The sequence below is a fragment of the Bacillus sp. 3255 genome, from assembly GCF_031456485.1.
In the GTDB taxonomy this organism is placed as follows: Bacteria; Bacillota; Bacilli; order Paenibacillales; family NBRC-103111; genus Paenibacillus_E.
Genome location: NZ_JAVDUS010000023.1, coordinates 37,516 through 57,270 on the forward strand (window position 1 = coordinate 37,516; position 19,755 = coordinate 57,270).

Genomic DNA, 19,755 nt, shown 5'->3' on the forward strand with positions numbered 1-19,755 from the left:
ATGAACCATTCATTCATTTGTTGACTCAAGCTTATACCTGAAAATGGAAAATGTCAACAACCATTTTGAACGCTTGTCACCGAATCCGCGCAAGCCTTGCGCGCGGTGCTACCGAAACAGGCAACCGTTCATTAGTCGGTTGCCTTTTGTCCAGTATCGTTATATCTTCAATGGAAATTCCACGCCTCGAACTTTGGAAAATATCATCGTATTACGCAAAGAGCCATCTACATCATACTTATCGTTTCGAAGTACCCCCTCTAGCGTAAATCCCAAGCGTTCGGCAACTCTAGCACTCCTTTTATTCCTTTCATCACATCTGATTTCGATACGATTCGCTTGTAACTCATTTATGGCGAAGTTCGTGATAGCTTCTACTGCTTCTGTAATGTATCCTTGCTTCGCATAGGAAGTACGTACCCAGTATCCAATTTCAAATTTACGTGATTGCCAATCTATCCTGTGTAGACCGCTGCTTCCAACAACCTCATCGGTTCCCTTACGTATAAGGAGTAACCTTAAATCAGAGCGATCCAAGAATTGTAGACGCGATTTACGGCAATTAATTTCGGACTCTTCGACTGTGGGAATGTTATTTGCCCACGGCATCCAGGGACGCAATTCCTCAATACTTTCTTTTACCGCCTCATTGACCTTAACGCCATCATTCCATAAGGGAGCACGTATAAGCAATCTTTTACTTTCGAAGCTCTCCGGTATCGAATAAATAATTGGATCAATTGCCGCCATATCAGTACCTCTTATTCGTTTAATTTTAAAATAATCCTATTTATTGAAATTAACTCAAATGGCCGGACTGCCCATGCTTCATATGGAAATTTCCCATGATTGAATGTTGATCTCACCACGAAGATACTCGCCATTCAAACCTGCATCCAATATATTCCATAGGATCATTGAACTTGTATCAAAAAAGCAGCCGATCATCTCTGACCAGCCGCCTTCATGCTTTGAATTACTGCTCTGTTAAGTTTATCGGACTCCCTTTCCCCAAACAAGTAATCTCATCCAATCGATGACTAAGACTGGTATTGGTCATCACTGACCTTTTCCAACCACTCCACCGCTTTACCGTCAAGACGTTCTTGAATAGCTATATGAGTCATAGCTGTGGTAGGCGAAGCTCCATGCCAATGTTTCTCACCTGGCGGGAACCACACCACGTCACCCGGGCTAATTTCTTCAATCGGACCTCCCCAGCGTTGAACGCGTCCTTTGCCTGCCGTTACGATAAGCGTTTGACCGAGCGGATGAGTATGCCACGCCGTGCGTGCACCTGGCTCGAACGTAACGCTGGCTCCAGCTCCGCGGGCAGGTTCAGCCGCTTCAAATAGTGGATCGATGCGAACCGTGCCGGTAAAATAATCAGATGGTCCTTTACCCGATGGTTGGGATCCAACTCTTTTAATTTCCATTTTCTAAACGCCTCCGTTTGAATTACATATTTGTTTTCACGTTGTTCTTGCCATCATTGACATTCTCTCGCCGCGATTCGATTCTCACAAGTCGGGAATGACTGCGCGTGCAAGGTGCCTGGCCGGAAGACGCACTTCCCGCAATTTGTCCATGTGATTCCATCGCTAAGCTATGGGCAGCGACAAATGGCGTGCCGGCAACGAAGGTAAATACAACGGCGAATAAAATACCATTTACAAGAGCATAACCCATAAATAGTATCTCTTATAACCCCCAAAAAAACAAACACGCCAATCTATGAACTGAACAAAGTGACCAGACTCCCTTCATTGGGGAGAAGAGCGACACGGTTGATCATCTTCAGCAGAGAGATGAATTTCGTCATTGCGATACCGCGGTAGGTATCGCGGGTAATCACGCGAAATGACGAAGCCAGCCGATGCGGCCACCCGCGGTTAGACTCGCTTATACTGCATTGCGCGGGTCTGCGCTGCAGTAACTGGAAAAACTCCATTTAATCCAGTGTCCAGACAGCCCTCGGCACGGTATAAAAGGAATTTCTCCTGTTAAAATTAGCGGTTGGCGAATCAGTACGGCACTTATCGAGAAATTAACAGGAGATTTTCCAGTTATTGTATCATCCGAAGGGGAAATCGGTTGCAATAACTGGAGAAATTCCTGTTACGCTTTATGCCGCACTCGCAACTGCCTCGCTTTGGTCCACTCCGCGTTTCCCCTACACTTGTAGCTGCCTCGCTTTCGTGCACCCTGCGTCTCCCCGCGCTTGCAACAGCATCGCTTTCGTACACTCTGCGTCTCCCCCGCGCTGCCACGCTCTAAGCTGGTCTGCACTGGAGTAACTGGAAAAACTCCAGTTAATCCAGTGCCCAGACAGCCCTCGGGACGGAATAAAAGGAATTTCTCCTGTTAAAATTAGCGATTGGCGAGCCAGTACGGCACTTATCGTGGAATTAACAGGAGATTTTCCAGTTATCGACTCATCCGAAGAGGAAATCGGTTGTAGTAACTGGCGAAATTCCAGTTACACTGTGTGCAGGAAGAACACAGGAAAAACACTGGAAGAGCAGGCGCAGGCGATACAATCACTCGGCGAGCAGCTAACGAATATATCCGAAAAAAAGCGAGCACGCTCTGCCGGTTGGCCCGAGCTCCGGAGCGTGGGCCGCCGGCTTTTTTGCTCGTTCTGTTGCTGCGCTGTGTTGCCCTGCAGAGCCGGGTAGCGCCCATCACCATTCGGATTTATAAAGTGGCTATGTCGATGACGAACCGGTAACGCACGTCACTGCGCAAAATTCGCTCGTACGCTTCGTCCACTTGATCGGCCCGGATGACCTCAATTTGAGGAACAATGCCATGCGCCGCGGCAAAATCAAGCATCTCTTGCGTTTCCCGAAGTCCGCCAACTAAGGACCCCGCTACACTTCGTCTGCTCATGATTAGCGAGAAAACGTTGTATTGACTTGGTTCCGCCGGTGCGCCGACATGAATAAGCGTTCCGTCTACGCGAAGCAGCGATAAATACGCATCGACATCAATATTGGCGGACACCGTGTTTAGAATCATGTCGAAACGGCCGGCTAACGTGTGGAAAATTTCAGGATCCAGCGTTGAGAAATAATGATCCGCGCCAAAGCTCAATGCCTCGTTTTCCTTATCTTTTGCCCGGCTTAAGACCGTAACTTCAGCCCCCATGGCATGCGCAAACTGGATGGCTACGTGGCCAAGACCACCCATCCCCAGAATAGCTACCTTTTTCCCAGGACCGGCTTTCCAACGTTTCAGAGGGGAATAGGTGGTAATACCGGCACACAATAGCGGACTGGCTACATCTAACCCTAGAGAATCCGGAATATGCACGACGAATCTTTCGGTAACAACAATGTTTTGGCTATAACCGCCATAGGTTGGATTGCCCTCATAGTCCAAGGAATTGTAAGTAGCTACAAAACCTTTGGAACAATGCTGTTCTTCTCCCTGTAGACAATACTCGCACTCTCCACAGGAGTCCACATAGCAGCCTACGCCTACCCGATCACCAACTGCAAACTTCGTTACCTGCTCCCCTACTGCCGTTACAATCCCGGTAATTTCATGACCAGGCACCATGGGGAAGATTCCCCCGGCCCAGTCCCCGTGTGCGCTATGAATATCAGAGTGGCAAATCCCGCTGAACTTAATATCGATCGAGACGTCATTCGCCCGTAATTGTCTTCTTTCAATTGTTGCCTTTTCGAATGATGCTTTGGCAGCAGTAACTCTTAAAACATGAGTTTTACACATGAATATGATCTCCCTTCCAATTTAACCAAACTATGATGATTAACCAAATCGGATTGATTAATCAACTAGTGTTTATTATTATATAATTAAATACGTCTTATCAATGGTTAAATAATCGCGATCTGTTGATATATCAACAGATTGCTCGATCCTGTTAAATAACTTAGAAAGATTGGTGAATATAAAGATGGCTAAAGTGGATAGGAGAATTATCAAAACACAGGAAGCTTTGAAAAAAGCGGTAATTGAATTAATGACGGAGAAAAATTTCGATGATATAACTATTCAAGATATTGCCGATCGGGCAAATTTAAATCGCGGAACCATCTATCTTCACTATCAAGACAAATTTGATCTATTGGATAAGCTCATAGAATCCCACCTGAATGAATTAGGTGAGATGGACGAATGGGCATGCAAGATGGATTGGAACGAGGCACTCGTCCCCTATTTTGAATATTTTGAGAAAAACTATTTGTTTTTTTCGACCATGTTAGCAAGTACTGGCGCTCCTTCGGCTTTCAGAACCCGGCTGTTAGCTTCTTTTATGGAAGGGTTCAAAGGTGAAATTGACAGAGAAAGCGGAAAAAATGCGGATTTATTGGATGATGTCATGCTGCAATATGCCGGCACCGCGTATGTCGGTGTCATCGAATGGTGGATCAGGAATGGAATGCCCTATTCTCCTCAAGTGATGGCTAAGCAGGTCGGAACGCTGTTAGAGAGAAATCTGTAGAAACAACAAAAAGAAGGCTCGCTTCGGTGCCTTCTTTCTTTTTGTCGTTCCTTTCTCTTTCTGCCGCGGATAGCCTTACTTGCTCCGCTCCAGCACCAGCACATAGCCGCGCGTCCCGTCCAAGCGAATGCGGTCGCCGTCGCGGATCAAGGTCGTCGCCCCGTCGATGCCGACGACCGCCGGCAGCCCGTACTCCCGGGCTACCACGGCGCCATGCGTCATCAACCCCCCGACCTCCATCACCAGCCCGACGGCGGAATGGAACAGCGGCGTCCAGCCCGGGTCGGTGAAAGGGGCGATCATAATTTCGCCCTTGTTCAGCTTCGCCTCCTCCGGCCGCAGCACCACGCGGGCGATGCCCTCTATGACGCCGGCGGATACCGGCGTTCCGACGAATGCGCCCTCGGGGGCATCCTGCAGCTTGCGCCGGCCGATAATCATTTCGCCTTCGCTCGTCATCAGCCTTGGTGGCGTCAGAGCACGGAAGCGCTCCAGCTCCTCCTTCCGCTGCTCGAGCAGCACAGCAAGCCCGGCCGGCCGCTCGCCCTCGGTCAGCTGCAGCAGCTCGTCGAGTGTCAAATAAAACACATCATCCGCCCGCTTCAGCACGCCCGTTTTGACCAGCGAGTGACCTTCGTCGAGAAGTCCTTCGCGCACGAGGCGGAAGTGCTGCATCATTAAATATTTGGGATGCTCCCGCAGCCCCATCAACCCGCGGTATACGCTAATCAACCGCGACATCAACTTCGCCTTCAGCCTGCCGAAAGATTGAGCGCGCAGGCGCTTCAGCAAGTCTCTTGCTGCAGTCTCCGCTTCGAGAGCGCCTTCGGCGAACTTGGTCCGGTGCTCCCCAGGCTCCATACTCCGCATATGGCTGCCGATCGACGGCAGCAGCGTGCTCGGGTCCTCGTACCACCGGGGGCGCGTGATGTCGATTTCGCCGGGGCACCTCATTCCGTAAAGCTCCATGAACCGGTCCCACTGCTGTCCGAATGCATCGCCGCCTTCCACCTGCCGCAGCTTCTCCCTGAACTGAAGAGGATCGCCGTGCAGGATCAGCTCGGTCACCTGCGGGTACGGTCTTGCCGCATCCGCCAGATCGCCGATCATGAGCCCCATCTCACTCGTAATGTTGCCGGGAAGTCCTCGATTGAGCACATGCACGACCTCGGTATCGCCTAACCACTTGATTGACAGTGCATTCACCAGCCGCGACGAAATAATTCCGGCAAGCGGATAGGGGATCAACTGGGGAAAAATGGTCAGCAGCAGCAAACCGATATGCTCCTGAAGTCGGACGACCCGTTCAACGCCGGAGATGCCCGATAGCCGCTTTCTCCCCTCTTGGATCGAAGCTGCGATGTATGCATTTACTTCAGGATGTGCTTCGGAGACAGGAGCGTACAGCAGCTTGCGCACCACCTTCCCCAGCACGGGACGAATAAAGCGAAGAACGCCTTTTTTCACACCGGGCGCTGAAGGGAGATGTTGAACGTATGACTTCCGCTTCACGAGTTCCGCTACGCCGAGGCCGATCATTTCATCGACGTTGGCCAATACCTTAGGTAAAATAATGCGGGCCTCCTTCACCGTCAACAGCTTCGTGATATCGATGTAGACCCTTCCACCGACCGCCGCCGTGTGGTCGTTCATCGACCGGATGCCCGTTTTGCCGAATGGAAAAAGCGTGCGAAGCACGGACAGCCCCATCGGCTTCATCGCGTCCGTCATCATCTGTTGATGGCCGAAGGAAACGAGCAAATGCGGGCTCTCCCCTGCCGGGATATTCATCTCAGGCAGCGGATACAACGAAGTGATCGGCCGGCTCTGTACGATATAGAATTGCCCTTGCGCGAAACACCACTCGATGTCCTGCTCCGACCCGTAATGCCGCTGGATCTTCTCGCCGAGCGCAGCGAGCTCCAAAATCCGCGCATCGTCCAGCGCCTGCAGCTCCTGCTCCGCCTCCGGCAGCTCCTTCGTTACGGTGCCTCCCTCTGCGAGCGCATAGATAGCCAGCTTCTTGCGGGAGACGGTCTTCGTCAGCAGCTTTCCTGACCTCACCTGGTATAGGTCGGCGGATACTTGCCCGGACACGAGCGCCTCTCCCAAGCCGAAGCTGGCGTCAATCGACACCGTTCCCCGGTGGCCCGTAATCGGATCGGCCGTAAACAGGATGCCGGATACTTCGGGGAACACCATGCGTTGCACGACAACGGATAGCTGCACGGCACGGTGATCGAACCCATGGCGTGCTCTGTACGATATCGCCCGATCGGTGAACAGCGACGCCCAGCATTTGCGGACCTCGTCTAACAGTGCGGCTTCCCCGCATACATTCAGATAAGTATCCTGCTGACCGGCGAACGAAGCCGTCGGCAAATCCTCCGCCGTGGCGCTCGAGCGCACCGCATACGCTTGATCCGCTCCGGACCGGTGCCAGCTTTGTACGATTGAGGTGCGAATATCATCCGGAACAGGCATGCTCACCAGATGCTCGCGGATGAGCTGGCCCAATACCGTAATTTCCCCTAGTTGATCCGCCTCAACCTTATTCAACCGCCCAAATAATTCGTCCATGAGGACACTCTGCTGCAGGAACGCCCGGTACGCCTCCGTAGTGACACAAAAGCCCGAGGGAACGGGAAAACCCGCCTTCGTCATTTCGCCCAAATTCGCGCCTTTGCCTCCGACAAGTGGAAGGCTGTTCTTATCCAGCTGGCCAAAATCAAGCACATAAACGCTCATGGTTATTCGCTCCTCTTATTGGATTCATCCGTGCGAAGACCGTACATAAATAAACCAAACAACGTTTCGCCCATCTCGACCATCGTAACCCCATACTTGGCGGCCACATCTGGACGCGCCATCCGATGGATGCTTTCCAGCATGATGGCTGTCACTAGCTTGGGATTAACGTTCCGGATATGTCCCTCCTGCATCGCCCGCTGAAGCAGCCGTTCGATGAACGTGAGCTGAGCACTGCGGAAAGCTTCCAGCTTCTCCCATAAGCTCGGAATATATTTTTGGATATCGTTCAAAAACAGCGGATGCAGCTTGATAAGCTCCCCCTTGATGCCCATAAACACGCGCTCAAATACGTCCAGCGGATGACCTGTCGTCTCCATATGCTCCTTGACATGAATCGCAACCGCTTTCAAGACCGTTTCTAGCACCGCTTCGGCAATCTCCTCTTTCCCGCTAAAGTACAGATACAGCGTCTTCTTGCTCATCCCGAGGCGGGACGCCAATTCGCTCAGCGTCACGCCGCGATAACCTTGGGCATTAAATAGATCGGCCGCCTCTTGAACGATGCGCGACCGGACCGATTCATCCATCCGCACAATCCCTCCTGTCCACTCCGGAAACCAGTTTGGTTTCTATAGTTTCCATTGTACACATCCGCCTTCCCGATCGCAAGAGTGTAAGCTCATTACCGGCCGGCAAAATGAAGGGATTGTTCGATTCCGATTACAAATGAGAGCCCCCGCTAGCATCGAGACATTGCCCGGTTATCCAGCGGCTGTCGGGAGAGGCTAGGAAAGCAGCAATATCCGCGACATCCTCCGGCTGCCCCCATCTTCCAAAGATAGAGAAGTCGGCTCCGAATTTGTTGGAAGCAGGATCTTGCAGCATGCCCGCATTCATATCCGTGGCTACGAATCCGGGTTGGATGGCATTGATCGTAATTCCACGTGGGCCGAGCTGTTTGGATAGTGCAAGCGTTAGTGTATTTATTGCCCCCTTAGTCATACTGTATGCCGGAATCGCAGGCAGTGAAATTCTTGTTATAGCAGACGACATATTAATGATTCGGCCTTCGTCTCTTAAACGTGGTAATGCTTGTTGAATCAGGAAAAATGGCATTTTCACATTCATGTCCATGATTTCTTCGAATGCCTCCACCGTCGTATCTTCAATTGGGGATACGAGAGCAATCCCTGCGTTGTTCACTAAGATATCGAAGTGATTGTCACCTGTACGCTCGATCAACAACTCATCTAATAAATGATAGAGTGTCTGAATACTTTCTGAAGAACCCAGTTTCGTACCAATCGTGAATGCTCTTCCTCCATTTTGCTCAATATCTTGTACGACTTCCTCTGCAGCTTGCTTGTTCGTACCATAATGAACGGCAACTAATGCTCCCTCTTGCGCTAAACGCAGTGCGATGGAACGTCCGATTCCCCGGCTTGCGCCTGTGACCAAAGCAACTTTCCCCATTAATCTAGTCATTGATTTATCTCCTTTTGTTTTGTATGACTTACAAGATAGTTATAACACGAGGCAAATTTTGTAATGTTGCGCTTATATTCTTCCTTGCTATGTCTTCCATCATATACAAACAGAAGCCGCACTCAAAGGTTGTTAGCGAACATCCTTTGACTGCGGCTTCTGAACATGTATCTATGTTTCATCTCTATAAGTTACTGCATGCCAACACGAACGGATTGCACCGTTGATGTTCTCACTGTTTAATTCGAAAACTCCGTGCAGATGGGCCTTCAGCATGTAAACAAATGTGCCGTAATGCATCTGCACCATCATTTTCGGATTCATCGGGATAAACAGCTTCTCCTGAATGGCTTCCTCATATAACTCGTTCATGGGCCCGCACCATCCGCCGGTGTAGACTTCCTGCTTGACCTCTTCATAAATGTAAGGCGAGAACGAATACTGCTCAATAAACTGAAAGCCTTGAGGATATTGTTTTCCCAGTTCGATAACCTTATGCCAACCGTGTTCAAACCTGTCACGAATCGTAGTGCCCTTCTGCAAGCCTTCTCGCACATATTCTCCGTTAAATGTAACAATAGCTTTATACAATTCGTTTACGATATCTTCTTTACTTTTGAAATAATGATAAATATTCCCCGTCGACACACCTGACTCCTTAGCGATAAGCGCCATGGAGGTAGCCTGTAATTCCTTACGGATGATGATGTTCAGTGTGGTTTCAAGGACAGCCTGCTGCACCTTGTTATAGTTCTTCTCAAACATGGAGTTATCCCGCTCCCACCATTGGATCGAATGATCATTCTAAACTAACATACACCTCATCCAATCCGCAGTCAAGTTTGGCAGATCCGCCTGGCGCTAGGACAAATCGTTTTAAATAGGCGCTTACATATAATTTCTAGCGATCGTCTCCAAATATTCTTCAATGGGCACAGCATGTCTAAGCGCCATGAGATCATTGCCTGCTGTTCCGATGACCGTGCGAAATTTATTACTCTTCCCTGTCGCCAAACCGATGATGGCATCTACGATCATCTGCGGATCGTCCAAGGCCGAGTTGGATTCCGCATGATTCATTACATGCTGCACTTTCGTCATTAGAGCGTCGTAATCCCGAATGTTTTCATCTTGGTTCCAAGTGATATTGCTCTTGAAATTATTTCCTGTGGAACCTCCCTGCTCGATTAATCGAAGCTCGATATGGAGCGGCTTCAGCTCGTAATAAAGGCCTTCCGTCAGTCCTTCCAAAGCAAATTTAGACATATTATAGAGGGATCCGAGCGGCACCGCTGTCGTGATTCCCATGAACGAGCTGATATTGATGAACATGCCTCCGCCTTTCGCTCTGAAATGTGGGATAAATTTGCGGATCACATTGATCGGTCCTCGCGTATTAACAGCGAATTGCCAGTCGATTACTTCCTCTTCCGCTAATTCCAATGCCCCGTAAGTCCCCATACCGGCATTATTGATGACGACATCGATTTTACCGAATGCGGCTATGGCTTGTTCTGCCGCCGTTTGAACCTCCTGCACATTGGTGACGTCGAGTTTGAAAATTTTGATATTCCCGTAACGGGTAAGCTCCGTTTCTTTGTCCGGTGTACGCATGGTTGCAGCTACATTCCAGCCCATCTCTGCAAACCGGATAGCTGTAAGTTTTCCCAGACCTGAACTGGTTCCTGTAATAAAAACGGTTTTATTCATGTGTAAAAACCTCCAAATTATAAATTGAACGTTCGTTCTATTCTGCGCGCATGGATATAGATCGAATGTTCATTCTATTATGTAACACGATTTATTTTCTGTCAAACACAAAAAAGAACAGCTGCCGGCCGCGGCAATCTGCTCCTTGGTTTGGAACTTCATTCCTTTCGTGTGATTCTCCTGCTCCCCTTACCTTTAATCCCAAATCTTAGGCCGCTTTAATCCGGCAGTTCTCATATAATCTAATAGCTGCCCTGCATGGACAGCTTCATGGTAGGCAATTCTCATCAGCATATCGCCTAATGCCCGAACATATCCGACGTCGCTTCGATCAATCTGAATGTTGGTTAAATCCTCTTGATCATAAGCTTTAATTGTATGGATAAAGGCGTTCCGATAAGGCTCAGAAAAGTTGAGTTCTTCTTGAAGTGTTGTAAAAACACGCGTCTCGTAGGGGGATTCATAGCTCTCTAGACTCCCTTTATTCAACAAGGCCAGATGATAGTAATGTTCGCTATCCAGTATATGGCGGATCATCTCTTTCATGCTCATAGCCTCCGAATCCGGTCTCCAGTCCATATATTCGTCAGGGATGCTCTCCCAAACCAGGATGCTTCTGCGCCGAACCTCATTCAAATTGTGAACTATTGCTTCTACTGAATTCATGACAGCTTCCTTTCATTTCCCAATTTCCACTTTATTATATCAGAACTTACGTTCGTAATAAAGCCACCATTCGATCAGTCAAAAAAGGAACCGCCCTCTACGGGCGGCGTTCGTGTTACAGCGTACTGGAGGCTTGTTTCAACAAATCGGCCAGCATGCCGCTATCCATCTGTTGGCCGTTGCGAAACTTGATCGTTTTCCGTTCCGGTGGGCCGTCGAACAACCCTTCGGGCAGCTCTAGTCCAGTCGCGTTGAAAATCGTGAAGCTAACAGCGTCCTTCGATTTTGAAATTACCGCAGCATATTTCTTATTCTTAAGAAAATGAGGCTTGTTGTATTGGATGCGCTCCTGAACATCGGGAATCGCGTTATGAACGACTTGGCGCAAATCCTGGCACAGCTGGCCCTGCCACGGCTCTTTGACTTTCTCAATAAATTCGGTAACTTCTTGGCTCAAGTGACTTCTCCTCTCATAATGGCCTTATTCCATGGCGCAATCCGAAGCGCGCTTTAAGAGCAACTCTCGTTCTTTATCATTTCGCGTAAGGTTTGCAGCACGTTTGAATTCGATAGATGCTTCCTGTCTGCGGCCCAGCTTCATGAGGAAGTCCCCTCGTACGCTGGGCAAAAGATGATAGTTTTTCATGGACGGTTCTTGGATCAATGAATCAACAACTTCCAGGCCTACTTCCGGCCCGAACGCCATTGACAGCGCAACGGCGCGATTCAGTTCGACTACGGGCGACGGTGCGACTTGGGAGAGCGCGTCATAAAGCGCCGAAATGCGGACCCAATCCGTCTCCGAAGCCGTACGGGCACTGGCGTGACACGCTGCGATTGAAGCTTGGATCAGATAAGGACCGAAGACTTGGCCAAGACGTTCTGCCCGCGTTATGGCAGTCAGTCCCCGGCGGATGAGCAGGTGATCCCATAACGCCCGGTTCTGGTCCATCAGTAGAATCGGTTCCCCGCTCGGACTGACCCGCGCCCGGAATCTAGACGACTGAATTTCCATCAATGCGACGAGTCCATGGACTTCCGGTTCTTCGGGAGCTATCTCCGCCAGAATTCGTCCAAGCCGAAGCGCCTCATGGCATAGGACAGGTCGAATCCAGCTAGCGCCGGAAGTCGCCGCGTATCCTTCGTTGAACATGAGATAAATGACTTCGAGCACAGAAGACAATCGCGCGGCCAGCTCGTTCTTCGGCGGCAATTCGAATGGGACGCGTGCGGCCGTTAGCGTACGCTTCGCGCGAACGATCCGCTGTGCGACAGTCGGTTCCGGAACGAGGAAGGCGCTTGCGATTTCTTCGGTGGTCAATCCCCCGAGCAGCCGGAGCGTTAGCGCCACCCGAGCCTCGGCCGAAAGAACAGGATGGCACGACGTGAAGATAAGGCGAAGAAGATCATCGCCGACGGGATCGTCCAGCGCTTCCTCCCAGTCCGGTTCCTGCTGCCTGTCGATCTCCCGGCCGATCTCCTCATATTTGCGGTCGCGCAGCTTATTCCTGCGCAGGTGATCGATAGCCCTTCGTTTGGCAGTAGTCATCAGCCACGCTCCAGGGTTCTCAGGTATGCCCATCTCCTGCCACCGTTCAAGCGCAATGATAAGCGCATCTTGCGCCAGATCCTCGGCAAGCCCGACATCACGAACCATACGTGCCAGACTGGCGATGATTTTGGCCGACTCAATGCGCCAGATTCCATCGATGGTGCGGTGGACAGCCGATTCCTTCACTGCTTCGGATTCCTTCTAACCCGTGCTTGCATGTCGGTTACTTTGGCTAACGCTTCAGGGTCCTGTGTCAGCTCCGACACCTCGAACACTTGGCGCAGCTCAATGACACCTTCCCCGAAGCCATGCGGATCGGGCATCCGCATCGCCCACTCGATCGCCTCTTCCCTCGACTTCACCTCGATCAGCGTGAATCCCGCGATCAGCTCCTTCGCCTCCGTGAAAGGGCCGTCCACCACCTTCGGCTTCCCGCCCGGTTCGGGATAAGCGATACGAATCGCACCCGAACTTGGGTGTAGTCCTTCCGCTGCGACTAACACGCCGGCCCTCGCCAGCTCCTCGTTATACCTCGCCATGGCGTCAAAAAGCTCTGGATTCGGCATAGCCCCCGCCTCCGAATCTTTAGTCGCATGGACAATCATCATGAATCTCATCGAAAAATTCCTCCTAGTCTATGATTTGCCTTCATCTACACAACGAACGGAAAACCTCGGAATCGACAGGCCGAAAAAAAATTTTAGTAATTGTTCTATCATTAATAGAATGCCAATTGTTGGACACGACGCTACTATACGACCTAATCAACCATTCGTCAAGTAATATCAACCGACTAGTCTAATTAAGATTGACTTCACCCCCTACATTCACTACGATATAGCTAACGTAAGCACTGGAGGTCCAATTTAATGGGTGAAATCAGAAATGCTGAACGCACGCGGAGAGCGATACTTCAAGCAGCAAAGGAAGAATTTTATGATAAGGGCTATGGCGGGGCTAGAATTGAAGCGATTGCCAAAAGGGCTGGGTGCAATAAGCAATTAATCTATCATTACTTTAGAAGCAAAGATCAGCTTATTAATGAAGTTATCGATGATTTCCTTACTTCACTGCCGCAAGGAAATTTTGCTCTTCCGTCTAATCCTGTTGAGATCGCGGAATTCAGATACAAAGTCAATGTGGATCACTTAAGGGATTTTCTAAAATATACAGCGTGGGAAGCTATCGAGTCGATACCTGAGAATAGCAACGGTGTGGAACGAAGAACGAATGTTCTGCAATCTTATGTTGAGGATATGAAGTCTAAACAGGAGATGGGCTTGGTGCCACAAGAGCTGGACCCTGCTCTCATCACCTTGATGATATCCAGTTTGACGATCTACCCTCTCCTTTACAGTAACGTTACGCGAATGATCACTGGATATTCTGCCGAGGATCCGGAATTTCAAAAGCAATGGGCGACGTTTTTACACCTTATAAGCGGACGCATTTTTGAAAATGTATAATCGAAACTGTGACTTTGTCACAGATTGAACTTCAACTTTATGCTAGCATCTTCATGATAAGAAGCGAACAACTTAAGGAGCTGAACCGGTTGATATTGTCTGAACATCGATCTCGAATCATCTCATTATTTCCGAGCTTGGCAGACATTACCGAGCAGGACTGGAATCATGCTGGCATGAAAGTCATTCAGATGGAACCGAATTATATGATTGAAGAAGGACACTTTCTGGAGCACGCCATCCTGATTTTGGAGGGCACTGTCAGAATGTACAAAATAAGCGGCGGAGGCCGCGAAATCACGTTATACAGGATTCACAGCGGCGAATGCTGTCCTTTGATGACCTCTAGCATTTTAGGCGAGAGCGAATATGAGGCTTCCGCTTGCGTAGAAACGCCCGGATTAGTGCTGATTATACCTGTGGAGATTTTTCGGGACTGGACGGACCGCTATAAGAATTTCCGACAGTTCATCTTCAAATCTTTCGCCAAACGAATCGTCATCATGTCCAATCTGCTTGACAACATCCATTTCAAATCCATTCGCGGAAGAATTTCGGAGTACCTGGTTCAAATGGCTGTTCAATCCGGTAATTCCGATACCCTTTATGTGACCCATGATAGCTTGTCCGTTGAGCTGGGGACGGCCCGTGAAGTGATCAGCAGAATGCTAAAGTCACTCGAGAAAGAAGAAATGATTAAGCTGTCGCGGGGAAAAATCACGATTATGAACCGAACCGCACTCGAAAATTATATCGAATGATAATTTGTCCAACCAAAGCCACCCTGTCGTTCGGGTGCTTTTTTTTGTTTTTTAAATTCTTGACTATGTATGACATTTCGTTATGTGACAAAGTTACGGTTCATTGCTATCCGTCCTTGTTATTATCGTATCTGTACCCAATCAAACCTCGAAACAAGAAAGGAGACATCTTATCATGAAAAACGTTGGAGGAGCAGATCGCGCCATTCGCATTCTTTTAGGTTTTGCCCTATTATCTTTGTTTGTAGTCCTGCTCGGTTACTGGAAATTATTCGGACTGGCTGCACTGCCGCTTCTGGTTACTGGTCTGACACAAAAATGTGCAATCAATAAATTCATCGGCCGCAATTCTTGCAGCATCCGATAAACGGCTGCAAGCCGAATTGACTTATATAGGGAGCTGTGCCGACTCGGCTGACAGCTCCCTGCTTTTTGAAATGGTGTTTCGTCTGTCGGATGTTCATTTGTTTACATAATATTTTTTATGTCTACAATTTGGAAATTACCGAATGATTTTTAGCCAATGTCTCCGAGCTTCTCAAAGCAATAAAAAAGCCCATACCTAAAAAGGTACGGGCGAACTCTGCTTACACTTGAGCCGTTGTGTTTTTGAGCCAGTCTTCGAAACGTGTCGTAGCAATACGCGCGTTGCTGCTATCGCTTGGTACGAGCGATTGATCATTGACTGCTGCGGATCCGAAGTAGAGCGCGTTGTCGTCCGTAACCACTTGACGCGGATCTTGAGTCGCTCTCAAGTATTGCCGGACCACTTCATCAAGAGGAATTTGATCGGGACCAGCCACATCAACGATGCCATTCACAGGCTCCCCGACAGCGAAATCCGCCATCGCAGCTGCAACATCATCCGATACCATAGGCTGCATAAGGGCTGAAGGCAAACGAACGGTGTCCCCTTCTGTCGCCACATAGGCAATGCTCCCGATGAATTCGAAGAACTGTGTTGCACGTACGATTGTATAAGGAATGCCGGAAGTCTGAATGAGTTCTTCTTGAGCCATTTTCGCACGGAAATAACCGCTTTGCAGCAGGCGATCGGTACCAACGACCGATAAGGCGACGTGATGACTTACGCCAGCGGCTGCTTCTGCAGCAAGCAGGTTCTTAGTCGAAGTTACGAAGAAATCCATAACGTCCTGATCTTCAAACGAAGGCGAGTTCGAGACATCCACAATAATCTGTGCGCCGCGAAGCGCTTCTGCCAGCCCCTCGCCAGTGAGTGTGTTGACACCTAGAGAAGGCGATGCTGCTACGACCTCATGACCAAGCTGACGAAGGTTGTTGACTGTTTTTTTGCCAATAAGTCCGCTGCCGCCAATAACTACAATTTTCATATTTATCCTCCTAATTTTTAGCCCAATCCAATGGACTAGAATAATTTTTTTTGTTGAACACTATGAAGACAACTGGCAGTTTCAATGTGTGACAAAGAATTTCATGAGTGATATTTTATTTGAAGTTATCGCCAGTAAAAGCAAGGAGCGAAAGAAAGAATAACAAGGAAACAAGTATAAAAATACCCATACTTACATAAGCAGATACTTTTTGGGATCGCGGTGAAACTGTGATGCCCCAGCTGATCAGGAAGGCCCATAAACCATTGCTGAAATGGAAAACCGCTGACAATATACCGATGACATACAGAGTAAAGTACACGGGATTCACAGCAATTTGATGCATCGTCGAACCTAGATCTTCATGTGTAATATGCCCCATATAAATTTGCAACCGCGTATTAAAAAAATGCCAAAAGACAAAAATAAAAGTAACAATCCCAGTAATGCGCTGCAGTGTGAACGCCCAGTTACGGCCGTATGCATATTGTCCGGCGTTCAGATTGGACTGATAAGCCATGTAAAGTCCATAAATGCCGTGAAACAATATTGGCAGGTAGATCCCAAAAATCTCAAGCAGCGGCTTTAACGGCAGACTGTTGATGACATGCACGTAGGTAGCGAACCCATCCGGCCCTCTTTCGTAGGCTTGGAAGTTGATCGATACGTGTACAAGAATAAAACCTCCCAGAGGAATGACCCCGAGCAGTGAGTGCAATTTGCGCCAGTAATATGAATTTCCTATCGTTTTTCACCTCTCTAAGTTGACTTATTTCCGGCAAGTGTATGAAAGATTCGAACACTTATAAGACAATCGACGGCTTCCGTATGTGACATGTGAGATGAACCATTTTTTTATATGTAAGTTGGAAAATAACAGTCAATAGCCAGTAAATTCACGAAAGCGACAAAGATTTTTGACAGAATCATGAGGCTTTGTTGAGGATCTGCACATAAACGACCCCTATATGGTAACCTGAAACTATAGAAGTGAATTTATATAAAAGGGTGTGTTAGCGGCATGCGAATCCAAGGCAATACGGTTAGTATCGAGCGAGTTCCCATCTCATTCACGAAGGTCCTCTTCGAGACGATCAAAATTGGCATTATTAAGTCGAACCTCATTGCAATGATCGCAGGGCTCAGCATGGCGTTGTTCGTTCATCATATACCGTTCTTCGATAAGATTGGTAACATTATGTTGGCATTGATCGGATCTGCCTTGGTGATCGGGGCGGCCGGAATCTTTAATAACTTGTACGACCGCGATATCGATCGCATGATGGAACGGACGAAAAATAGGCCGACGGTTTCCGGTATCATTGACATCGGGAGCGGGTTGATCATTGGGTGCTGGATTGCGATTGGCGGGCTTGTAGCCTTGTATATTGCTTCTCCCCTAGCCGCTTTCGTAGGATTTCTGGGGCTGTTTCTCTATGTCGTGCCTTATACCATGTGGACGAAACGCCGGACGATCTATAATACGGAGGTTGGAAGCTTGTCAGGTGCGATGCCTCCGTTAATCGGTTGGGCTGCGATCTCGCCTGATATTCTGCACCCCCACGCGATCGCCATTTTCTTGTTAATGGTTATTTGGCAAATGCCGCATTTCTATGCCATCGGGATTCGGCGAATGGAGGAATACCGGGCGGCTAACATCCCGATGCTGCCGGTCGTCAAGGGGATACGCAGAACGTATTTGCAAATGAACGTGTATCTGGTTGCGCTGATCCTAAGCAGCTTTTTGTTCTGGTCCTTTAATCCTTACATCGCCATAGCGAATGCCCTCCTGAGCTTAGGTTGGTTGATTCTGAGCATCAACGGATATCACCGCAAGCAGGAGGACAAGTGGGCCCGTTCGATGTTTATTTTCTCGCTAAATCACATCACGGTGCTCATGTTGATGATTATCGGCTACTCTCTCGGTGCACCTATGCTATCATAAAATGCTTGCAGGAAATAAGAATACCTCAAGGGTATCCCCTAGTGTAAGAACCGGGACCACCTTGAGGTGTTTGTGTTTATAACTCGCTAAAGCGATGAGATGACTTCAATCAATTCATCGGGAAGAGGTTCATTAACGAGTCGTTGAAGAATCTCTTTATTCGCTTCTTTCTCTTTTAAATAATGAAGCAATAAGTCAGACTTATCTTTGCGGTTCATGAGTGCATAAGCCACATACCATACTTCTGGGCTTCCAACATGAATCCCCTGCCAGAGGCTTACGGGAACAGCCGGCAGTTGGCAGAGTCCTTTATCGGAATGTATAGAGAAACTTCCTAAAATCTCAACTTGAGGGTTCTCGGATTGGACGACAAGTTTATATTTGCTTCCGAATGGATAATCTCCACTTCTCGCTTCTTGCACTGTGAGGTTCTCTAAAGCCTTCATCACCTGCTCTTTAGGAGCGTCGGTCATAATATCCCAGTCTCGAACCGCAGCTGTTAATCCCAAGCTATGTAATAAACCGCTTCCGCCTAATGCATAAGGAATACCTTCATGTTGAAGTCTTTCAGTTACAGCCAATAAATTCGTCGTGTCCGGTTTCATCGAAATACCCCGCTTTTTTTTCTGCCCACTCTGCTCGATAATTGCCTTGCTCAACCCATCCTATAATTGATAGGAAGCTCCCCTTAATATATCACAAGGCCTTTATTGATGCGGTAAACAGCTGTCGATGTCATGGACTTCCCTTTACAAGCGATCTCCCTCGTAAGTGGCTGACAAGCAATAAAATAATAGGTAAACCTACGATGAAAATCGGAAATATATAAATAATCCATACAAACTTCGCATAATCCAACAGTCCTATGATATTGGCAGGCACCAAAGAAATCGTGAAAATGGCGATCGCCGCAAAGCCGATGACTGCCCGCCAGTTCTTAATGCCAATCAATTGTGCCGTTCCATAACTGTTGATGAACAAGTAGATGGCCAATTTGACGAATACGCTGAAAATCCAGATGAACATAATCCAGACATCCATGTTTTGAATGAATTCCAAATAATTAATAAATCGAACCATACTGAAATACGGAAAAATTATTATTTTTCTTCGTATCATGCTTAGATTTGTTTTGAGGTCTTCGGTAAATCCTTCGCGCGGACCGCGAATAGATGCCTCATTGGTCGGTTCATTAATTGATCGTTGTTTGAACGACGTCAGGTCCGCTACATACGCAAAGGGCTTACCGTCAAGGAAGATCGCCGTACTGCCTTTCAAGATTTTGGCTACAAGTTCCGGGAAGTGATTCACGATACGATACTGTGTTAGTCGATCAGCGTCGCGGCTAATCATACAGGCCGATATGATTTGTTCCAATTTATCCGAGTCTGTCAGCTCTTCAATATAAACGAGTAGAAATTCTGGGCGGTCCGCAAGTTTTAACGGTCGAAATACGATATCCGCGCAATTGTCAAAAATAGATCGTAACACCTCGTGATTGATCGCGACACTTTCGTTAACAGTTGCAGGAGTACTTACTGCCATCTCACTTCCCCCTCTCCCCAAATCTCCGTTTTTTATTTTGTGTGGTTT

23 protein-coding genes are annotated in these 19,755 nt (G+C 48.3%); 5 read left to right on the forward strand and 18 right to left on the reverse strand.

From position 1 onward, the window contains the following. Positions 1-159 precede the first annotated feature (159 nt). The 5 genes from J2X61_RS29185 to J2X61_RS29205 all read right to left on the reverse strand — a co-directional run bounded on the left by J2X61_RS29185 (position 160) and on the right by J2X61_RS29205 (position 3,738). Positions 160-750 carry a GNAT family N-acetyltransferase gene (locus J2X61_RS29185; protein WP_310193076.1) on the reverse strand — a complete coding sequence of 197 codons (591 nt, stop codon included), beginning with the start codon at positions 748-750 and terminating at the stop codon, positions 160-162. 290 nt (positions 751-1,040) lie between these two features. Continuing rightward, positions 1,041-1,436: a (R)-mandelonitrile lyase gene (locus J2X61_RS29190; protein WP_274471608.1), complete on the reverse strand. Its 396-nt coding sequence runs from the start codon at positions 1,434-1,436 to the stop codon at positions 1,041-1,043. A 22-nt stretch (positions 1,437-1,458) separates the two neighbouring features. Further along, a complete protein-coding gene (locus J2X61_RS29195) occupies positions 1,459-1,689 on the reverse strand; it encodes a hypothetical protein (RefSeq protein ID WP_274471607.1) in 231 nt (76 codons plus the stop codon). 43 nt (positions 1,690-1,732) lie between these two features. Continuing rightward, positions 1,733-1,951: a hypothetical protein gene (locus tag J2X61_RS29200; protein WP_274471606.1), complete on the reverse strand. Its 219-nt coding sequence runs from the start codon at positions 1,949-1,951 to the stop codon at positions 1,733-1,735. A 746-nt stretch (positions 1,952-2,697) separates the two neighbouring features. Continuing rightward, positions 2,698-3,738, reverse strand: a complete 1,041-nt coding sequence (locus J2X61_RS29205) for an NAD(P)-dependent alcohol dehydrogenase (protein ID WP_310193078.1) — start codon at positions 3,736-3,738, stop codon at positions 2,698-2,700. Between the two features lie 187 nt (positions 3,739-3,925). On the opposite strand from J2X61_RS29205, the gene J2X61_RS29210 reads away from it, so the two are divergent. After that, the gene (locus J2X61_RS29210; RefSeq protein ID WP_310193079.1) at positions 3,926-4,474 is read left to right on the forward strand and encodes a TetR/AcrR family transcriptional regulator; all 549 of its coding nucleotides are present in this window, start codon (positions 3,926-3,928) and stop codon (positions 4,472-4,474) included. Between the two features lie 75 nt (positions 4,475-4,549). Here J2X61_RS29210 and J2X61_RS29215 read toward each other — a convergent pair whose 3' ends face one another. The 9 genes from J2X61_RS29215 to J2X61_RS29255 all read right to left on the reverse strand — a co-directional run bounded on the left by J2X61_RS29215 (position 4,550) and on the right by J2X61_RS29255 (position 13,255). Further along, positions 4,550-7,222: a phosphoenolpyruvate synthase gene (locus tag J2X61_RS29215; protein WP_310193082.1), complete on the reverse strand. Its 2,673-nt coding sequence runs from the start codon at positions 7,220-7,222 to the stop codon at positions 4,550-4,552. Between the two features lie 2 nt (positions 7,223-7,224). Continuing rightward, positions 7,225-7,812 carry a TetR/AcrR family transcriptional regulator gene (locus tag J2X61_RS29220; RefSeq protein WP_274471602.1) on the reverse strand — a complete coding sequence of 196 codons (588 nt, stop codon included), beginning with the start codon at positions 7,810-7,812 and terminating at the stop codon, positions 7,225-7,227. A 133-nt stretch (positions 7,813-7,945) separates the two neighbouring features. Next, the gene (locus J2X61_RS29225; protein ID WP_274471601.1) at positions 7,946-8,710 is read right to left on the reverse strand and encodes an SDR family oxidoreductase; all 765 of its coding nucleotides are present in this window, start codon (positions 8,708-8,710) and stop codon (positions 7,946-7,948) included. Between the two features lie 171 nt (positions 8,711-8,881). Then, on the reverse strand, positions 8,882-9,475 hold the full coding sequence (locus J2X61_RS29230; RefSeq protein WP_310193085.1) for a TetR/AcrR family transcriptional regulator: 594 nt from the start codon (positions 9,473-9,475) through the stop codon (positions 8,882-8,884). 123 nt (positions 9,476-9,598) lie between these two features. After that, positions 9,599-10,420, reverse strand: coding sequence for an SDR family oxidoreductase (locus J2X61_RS29235; RefSeq protein WP_310193087.1), 822 nt, complete (start codon positions 10,418-10,420; stop codon positions 9,599-9,601). A gap of 195 nt (positions 10,421-10,615) precedes the next feature. Continuing rightward, a complete protein-coding gene (locus J2X61_RS29240) occupies positions 10,616-11,086 on the reverse strand; it encodes a DinB family protein (protein ID WP_310193089.1) in 471 nt (156 codons plus the stop codon). A 115-nt stretch (positions 11,087-11,201) separates the two neighbouring features. Further along, on the reverse strand, positions 11,202-11,543 hold the full coding sequence (locus J2X61_RS29245; protein WP_310193092.1) for a DUF1801 domain-containing protein: 342 nt from the start codon (positions 11,541-11,543) through the stop codon (positions 11,202-11,204). Positions 11,544-11,567: 24 nt separating this feature from the next. Then, positions 11,568-12,824: an RNA polymerase sigma factor gene (locus tag J2X61_RS29250; RefSeq protein WP_310193095.1), complete on the reverse strand. Its 1,257-nt coding sequence runs from the start codon at positions 12,822-12,824 to the stop codon at positions 11,568-11,570. Then, positions 12,821-13,255, reverse strand: a complete 435-nt coding sequence (locus J2X61_RS29255) for a YciI family protein (RefSeq protein ID WP_274471594.1) — start codon at positions 13,253-13,255, stop codon at positions 12,821-12,823. The genes J2X61_RS29250 and J2X61_RS29255 overlap by 4 nt, the downstream gene beginning before the upstream one ends. A gap of 252 nt (positions 13,256-13,507) precedes the next feature. On the opposite strand from J2X61_RS29255, the gene J2X61_RS29260 reads away from it, so the two are divergent. The 3 genes from J2X61_RS29260 (at position 13,508) to J2X61_RS29270 (ending at position 15,232) form a co-directional block, all read left to right on the forward strand. Further along, positions 13,508-14,104 carry a TetR/AcrR family transcriptional regulator gene (locus J2X61_RS29260; RefSeq protein ID WP_310193098.1) on the forward strand — a complete coding sequence of 199 codons (597 nt, stop codon included), beginning with the start codon at positions 13,508-13,510 and terminating at the stop codon, positions 14,102-14,104. Positions 14,105-14,157: 53 nt separating this feature from the next. Next, complete coding sequence (locus tag J2X61_RS29265; RefSeq protein WP_310193101.1) at positions 14,158-14,865, forward strand: Crp/Fnr family transcriptional regulator; 708 nt, start codon at positions 14,158-14,160, stop codon at positions 14,863-14,865. A 175-nt stretch (positions 14,866-15,040) separates the two neighbouring features. After that, complete coding sequence (locus J2X61_RS29270) at positions 15,041-15,232, forward strand: YgaP family membrane protein (protein ID WP_310193104.1); 192 nt, start codon at positions 15,041-15,043, stop codon at positions 15,230-15,232. 220 nt (positions 15,233-15,452) lie between these two features. On the opposite strand, the gene J2X61_RS29275 is transcribed toward J2X61_RS29270, so the two are convergent. Then, on the reverse strand, positions 15,453-16,217 hold the full coding sequence (locus J2X61_RS29275) for an SDR family oxidoreductase (protein ID WP_310193105.1): 765 nt from the start codon (positions 16,215-16,217) through the stop codon (positions 15,453-15,455). Positions 16,218-16,332: 115 nt separating this feature from the next. Continuing rightward, positions 16,333-16,962: a succinate dehydrogenase cytochrome b558 subunit gene (locus J2X61_RS29280; protein WP_274471677.1), complete on the reverse strand. Its 630-nt coding sequence runs from the start codon at positions 16,960-16,962 to the stop codon at positions 16,333-16,335. Positions 16,963-17,238: 276 nt separating this feature from the next. Between J2X61_RS29280 and cyoE the strand changes: the two genes are divergently transcribed. Beyond that, positions 17,239-18,162, forward strand: coding sequence for a heme o synthase (cyoE, locus tag J2X61_RS29285; protein WP_274471587.1), 924 nt, complete (start codon positions 17,239-17,241; stop codon positions 18,160-18,162). An 86-nt stretch (positions 18,163-18,248) separates the two neighbouring features. Here the strand turns inward: cyoE and J2X61_RS29290 are convergent, their stop codons facing one another. Then, the gene (locus tag J2X61_RS29290) at positions 18,249-18,821 is read right to left on the reverse strand and encodes a hypothetical protein (RefSeq protein ID WP_274471586.1); all 573 of its coding nucleotides are present in this window, start codon (positions 18,819-18,821) and stop codon (positions 18,249-18,251) included. Between the two features lie 76 nt (positions 18,822-18,897). Next, entirely contained in the window at positions 18,898-19,707 is an 810-nt protein-coding gene (locus tag J2X61_RS29295; RefSeq protein WP_310193109.1) for a GerAB/ArcD/ProY family transporter, read from the reverse strand. Between the last annotated feature and the right edge of the window lie 48 nt (positions 19,708-19,755).

What these genes read in the sequence shown, in the direction of transcription:
- J2X61_RS29185 (WP_310193076.1), bottom strand. Translation starts at nt 750, where the DNA reads ATGGCGGCAATTGATCCAATTATTTATTCGATACCGGAGAGCTTCGAA.
- J2X61_RS29190 (WP_274471608.1), bottom strand. Translation starts at nt 1,436, where the DNA reads ATGGAAATTAAAAGAGTTGGATCCCAACCATCGGGTAAAGGACCATCT.
- J2X61_RS29195 (WP_274471607.1), bottom strand. Translation starts at nt 1,689, where the DNA reads ATGGGTTATGCTCTTGTAAATGGTATTTTATTCGCCGTTGTATTTACC.
- J2X61_RS29200 (WP_274471606.1), bottom strand. Translation starts at nt 1,951, where the DNA reads ATGGAGTTTTTCCAGTTACTGCAGCGCAGACCCGCGCAATGCAGTATA.
- J2X61_RS29205 (WP_310193078.1), bottom strand. Translation starts at nt 3,738, where the DNA reads ATGTGTAAAACTCATGTTTTAAGAGTTACTGCTGCCAAAGCATCATTC.
- J2X61_RS29210 (WP_310193079.1), top strand. Translation starts at nt 3,926, where the DNA reads ATGGCTAAAGTGGATAGGAGAATTATCAAAACACAGGAAGCTTTGAAA.
- J2X61_RS29215 (WP_310193082.1), bottom strand. Translation starts at nt 7,222, where the DNA reads ATGAGCGTTTATGTGCTTGATTTTGGCCAGCTGGATAAGAACAGCCTT.
- J2X61_RS29220 (WP_274471602.1), bottom strand. Translation starts at nt 7,812, where the DNA reads ATGGATGAATCGGTCCGGTCGCGCATCGTTCAAGAGGCGGCCGATCTA.
- J2X61_RS29225 (WP_274471601.1), bottom strand. Translation starts at nt 8,710, where the DNA reads ATGACTAGATTAATGGGGAAAGTTGCTTTGGTCACAGGCGCAAGCCGG.
- J2X61_RS29230 (WP_310193085.1), bottom strand. Translation starts at nt 9,475, where the DNA reads ATGTTTGAGAAGAACTATAACAAGGTGCAGCAGGCTGTCCTTGAAACC.
- J2X61_RS29235 (WP_310193087.1), bottom strand. Translation starts at nt 10,420, where the DNA reads ATGAATAAAACCGTTTTTATTACAGGAACCAGTTCAGGTCTGGGAAAA.
- J2X61_RS29240 (WP_310193089.1), bottom strand. Translation starts at nt 11,086, where the DNA reads ATGAATTCAGTAGAAGCAATAGTTCACAATTTGAATGAGGTTCGGCGC.
- J2X61_RS29255 (WP_274471594.1), bottom strand. Translation starts at nt 13,255, where the DNA reads ATGAGATTCATGATGATTGTCCATGCGACTAAAGATTCGGAGGCGGGG.
- J2X61_RS29260 (WP_310193098.1), top strand. Translation starts at nt 13,508, where the DNA reads ATGGGTGAAATCAGAAATGCTGAACGCACGCGGAGAGCGATACTTCAA.
- J2X61_RS29265 (WP_310193101.1), top strand. Translation starts at nt 14,158, where the DNA reads ATGATAAGAAGCGAACAACTTAAGGAGCTGAACCGGTTGATATTGTCT.
- J2X61_RS29270 (WP_310193104.1), top strand. Translation starts at nt 15,041, where the DNA reads ATGAAAAACGTTGGAGGAGCAGATCGCGCCATTCGCATTCTTTTAGGT.
- J2X61_RS29275 (WP_310193105.1), bottom strand. Translation starts at nt 16,217, where the DNA reads ATGAAAATTGTAGTTATTGGCGGCAGCGGACTTATTGGCAAAAAAACA.
- cyoE (WP_274471587.1), top strand. Translation starts at nt 17,239, where the DNA reads ATGCGAATCCAAGGCAATACGGTTAGTATCGAGCGAGTTCCCATCTCA.
- J2X61_RS29295 (WP_310193109.1), bottom strand. Translation starts at nt 19,707, where the DNA reads ATGGCAGTAAGTACTCCTGCAACTGTTAACGAAAGTGTCGCGATCAAT.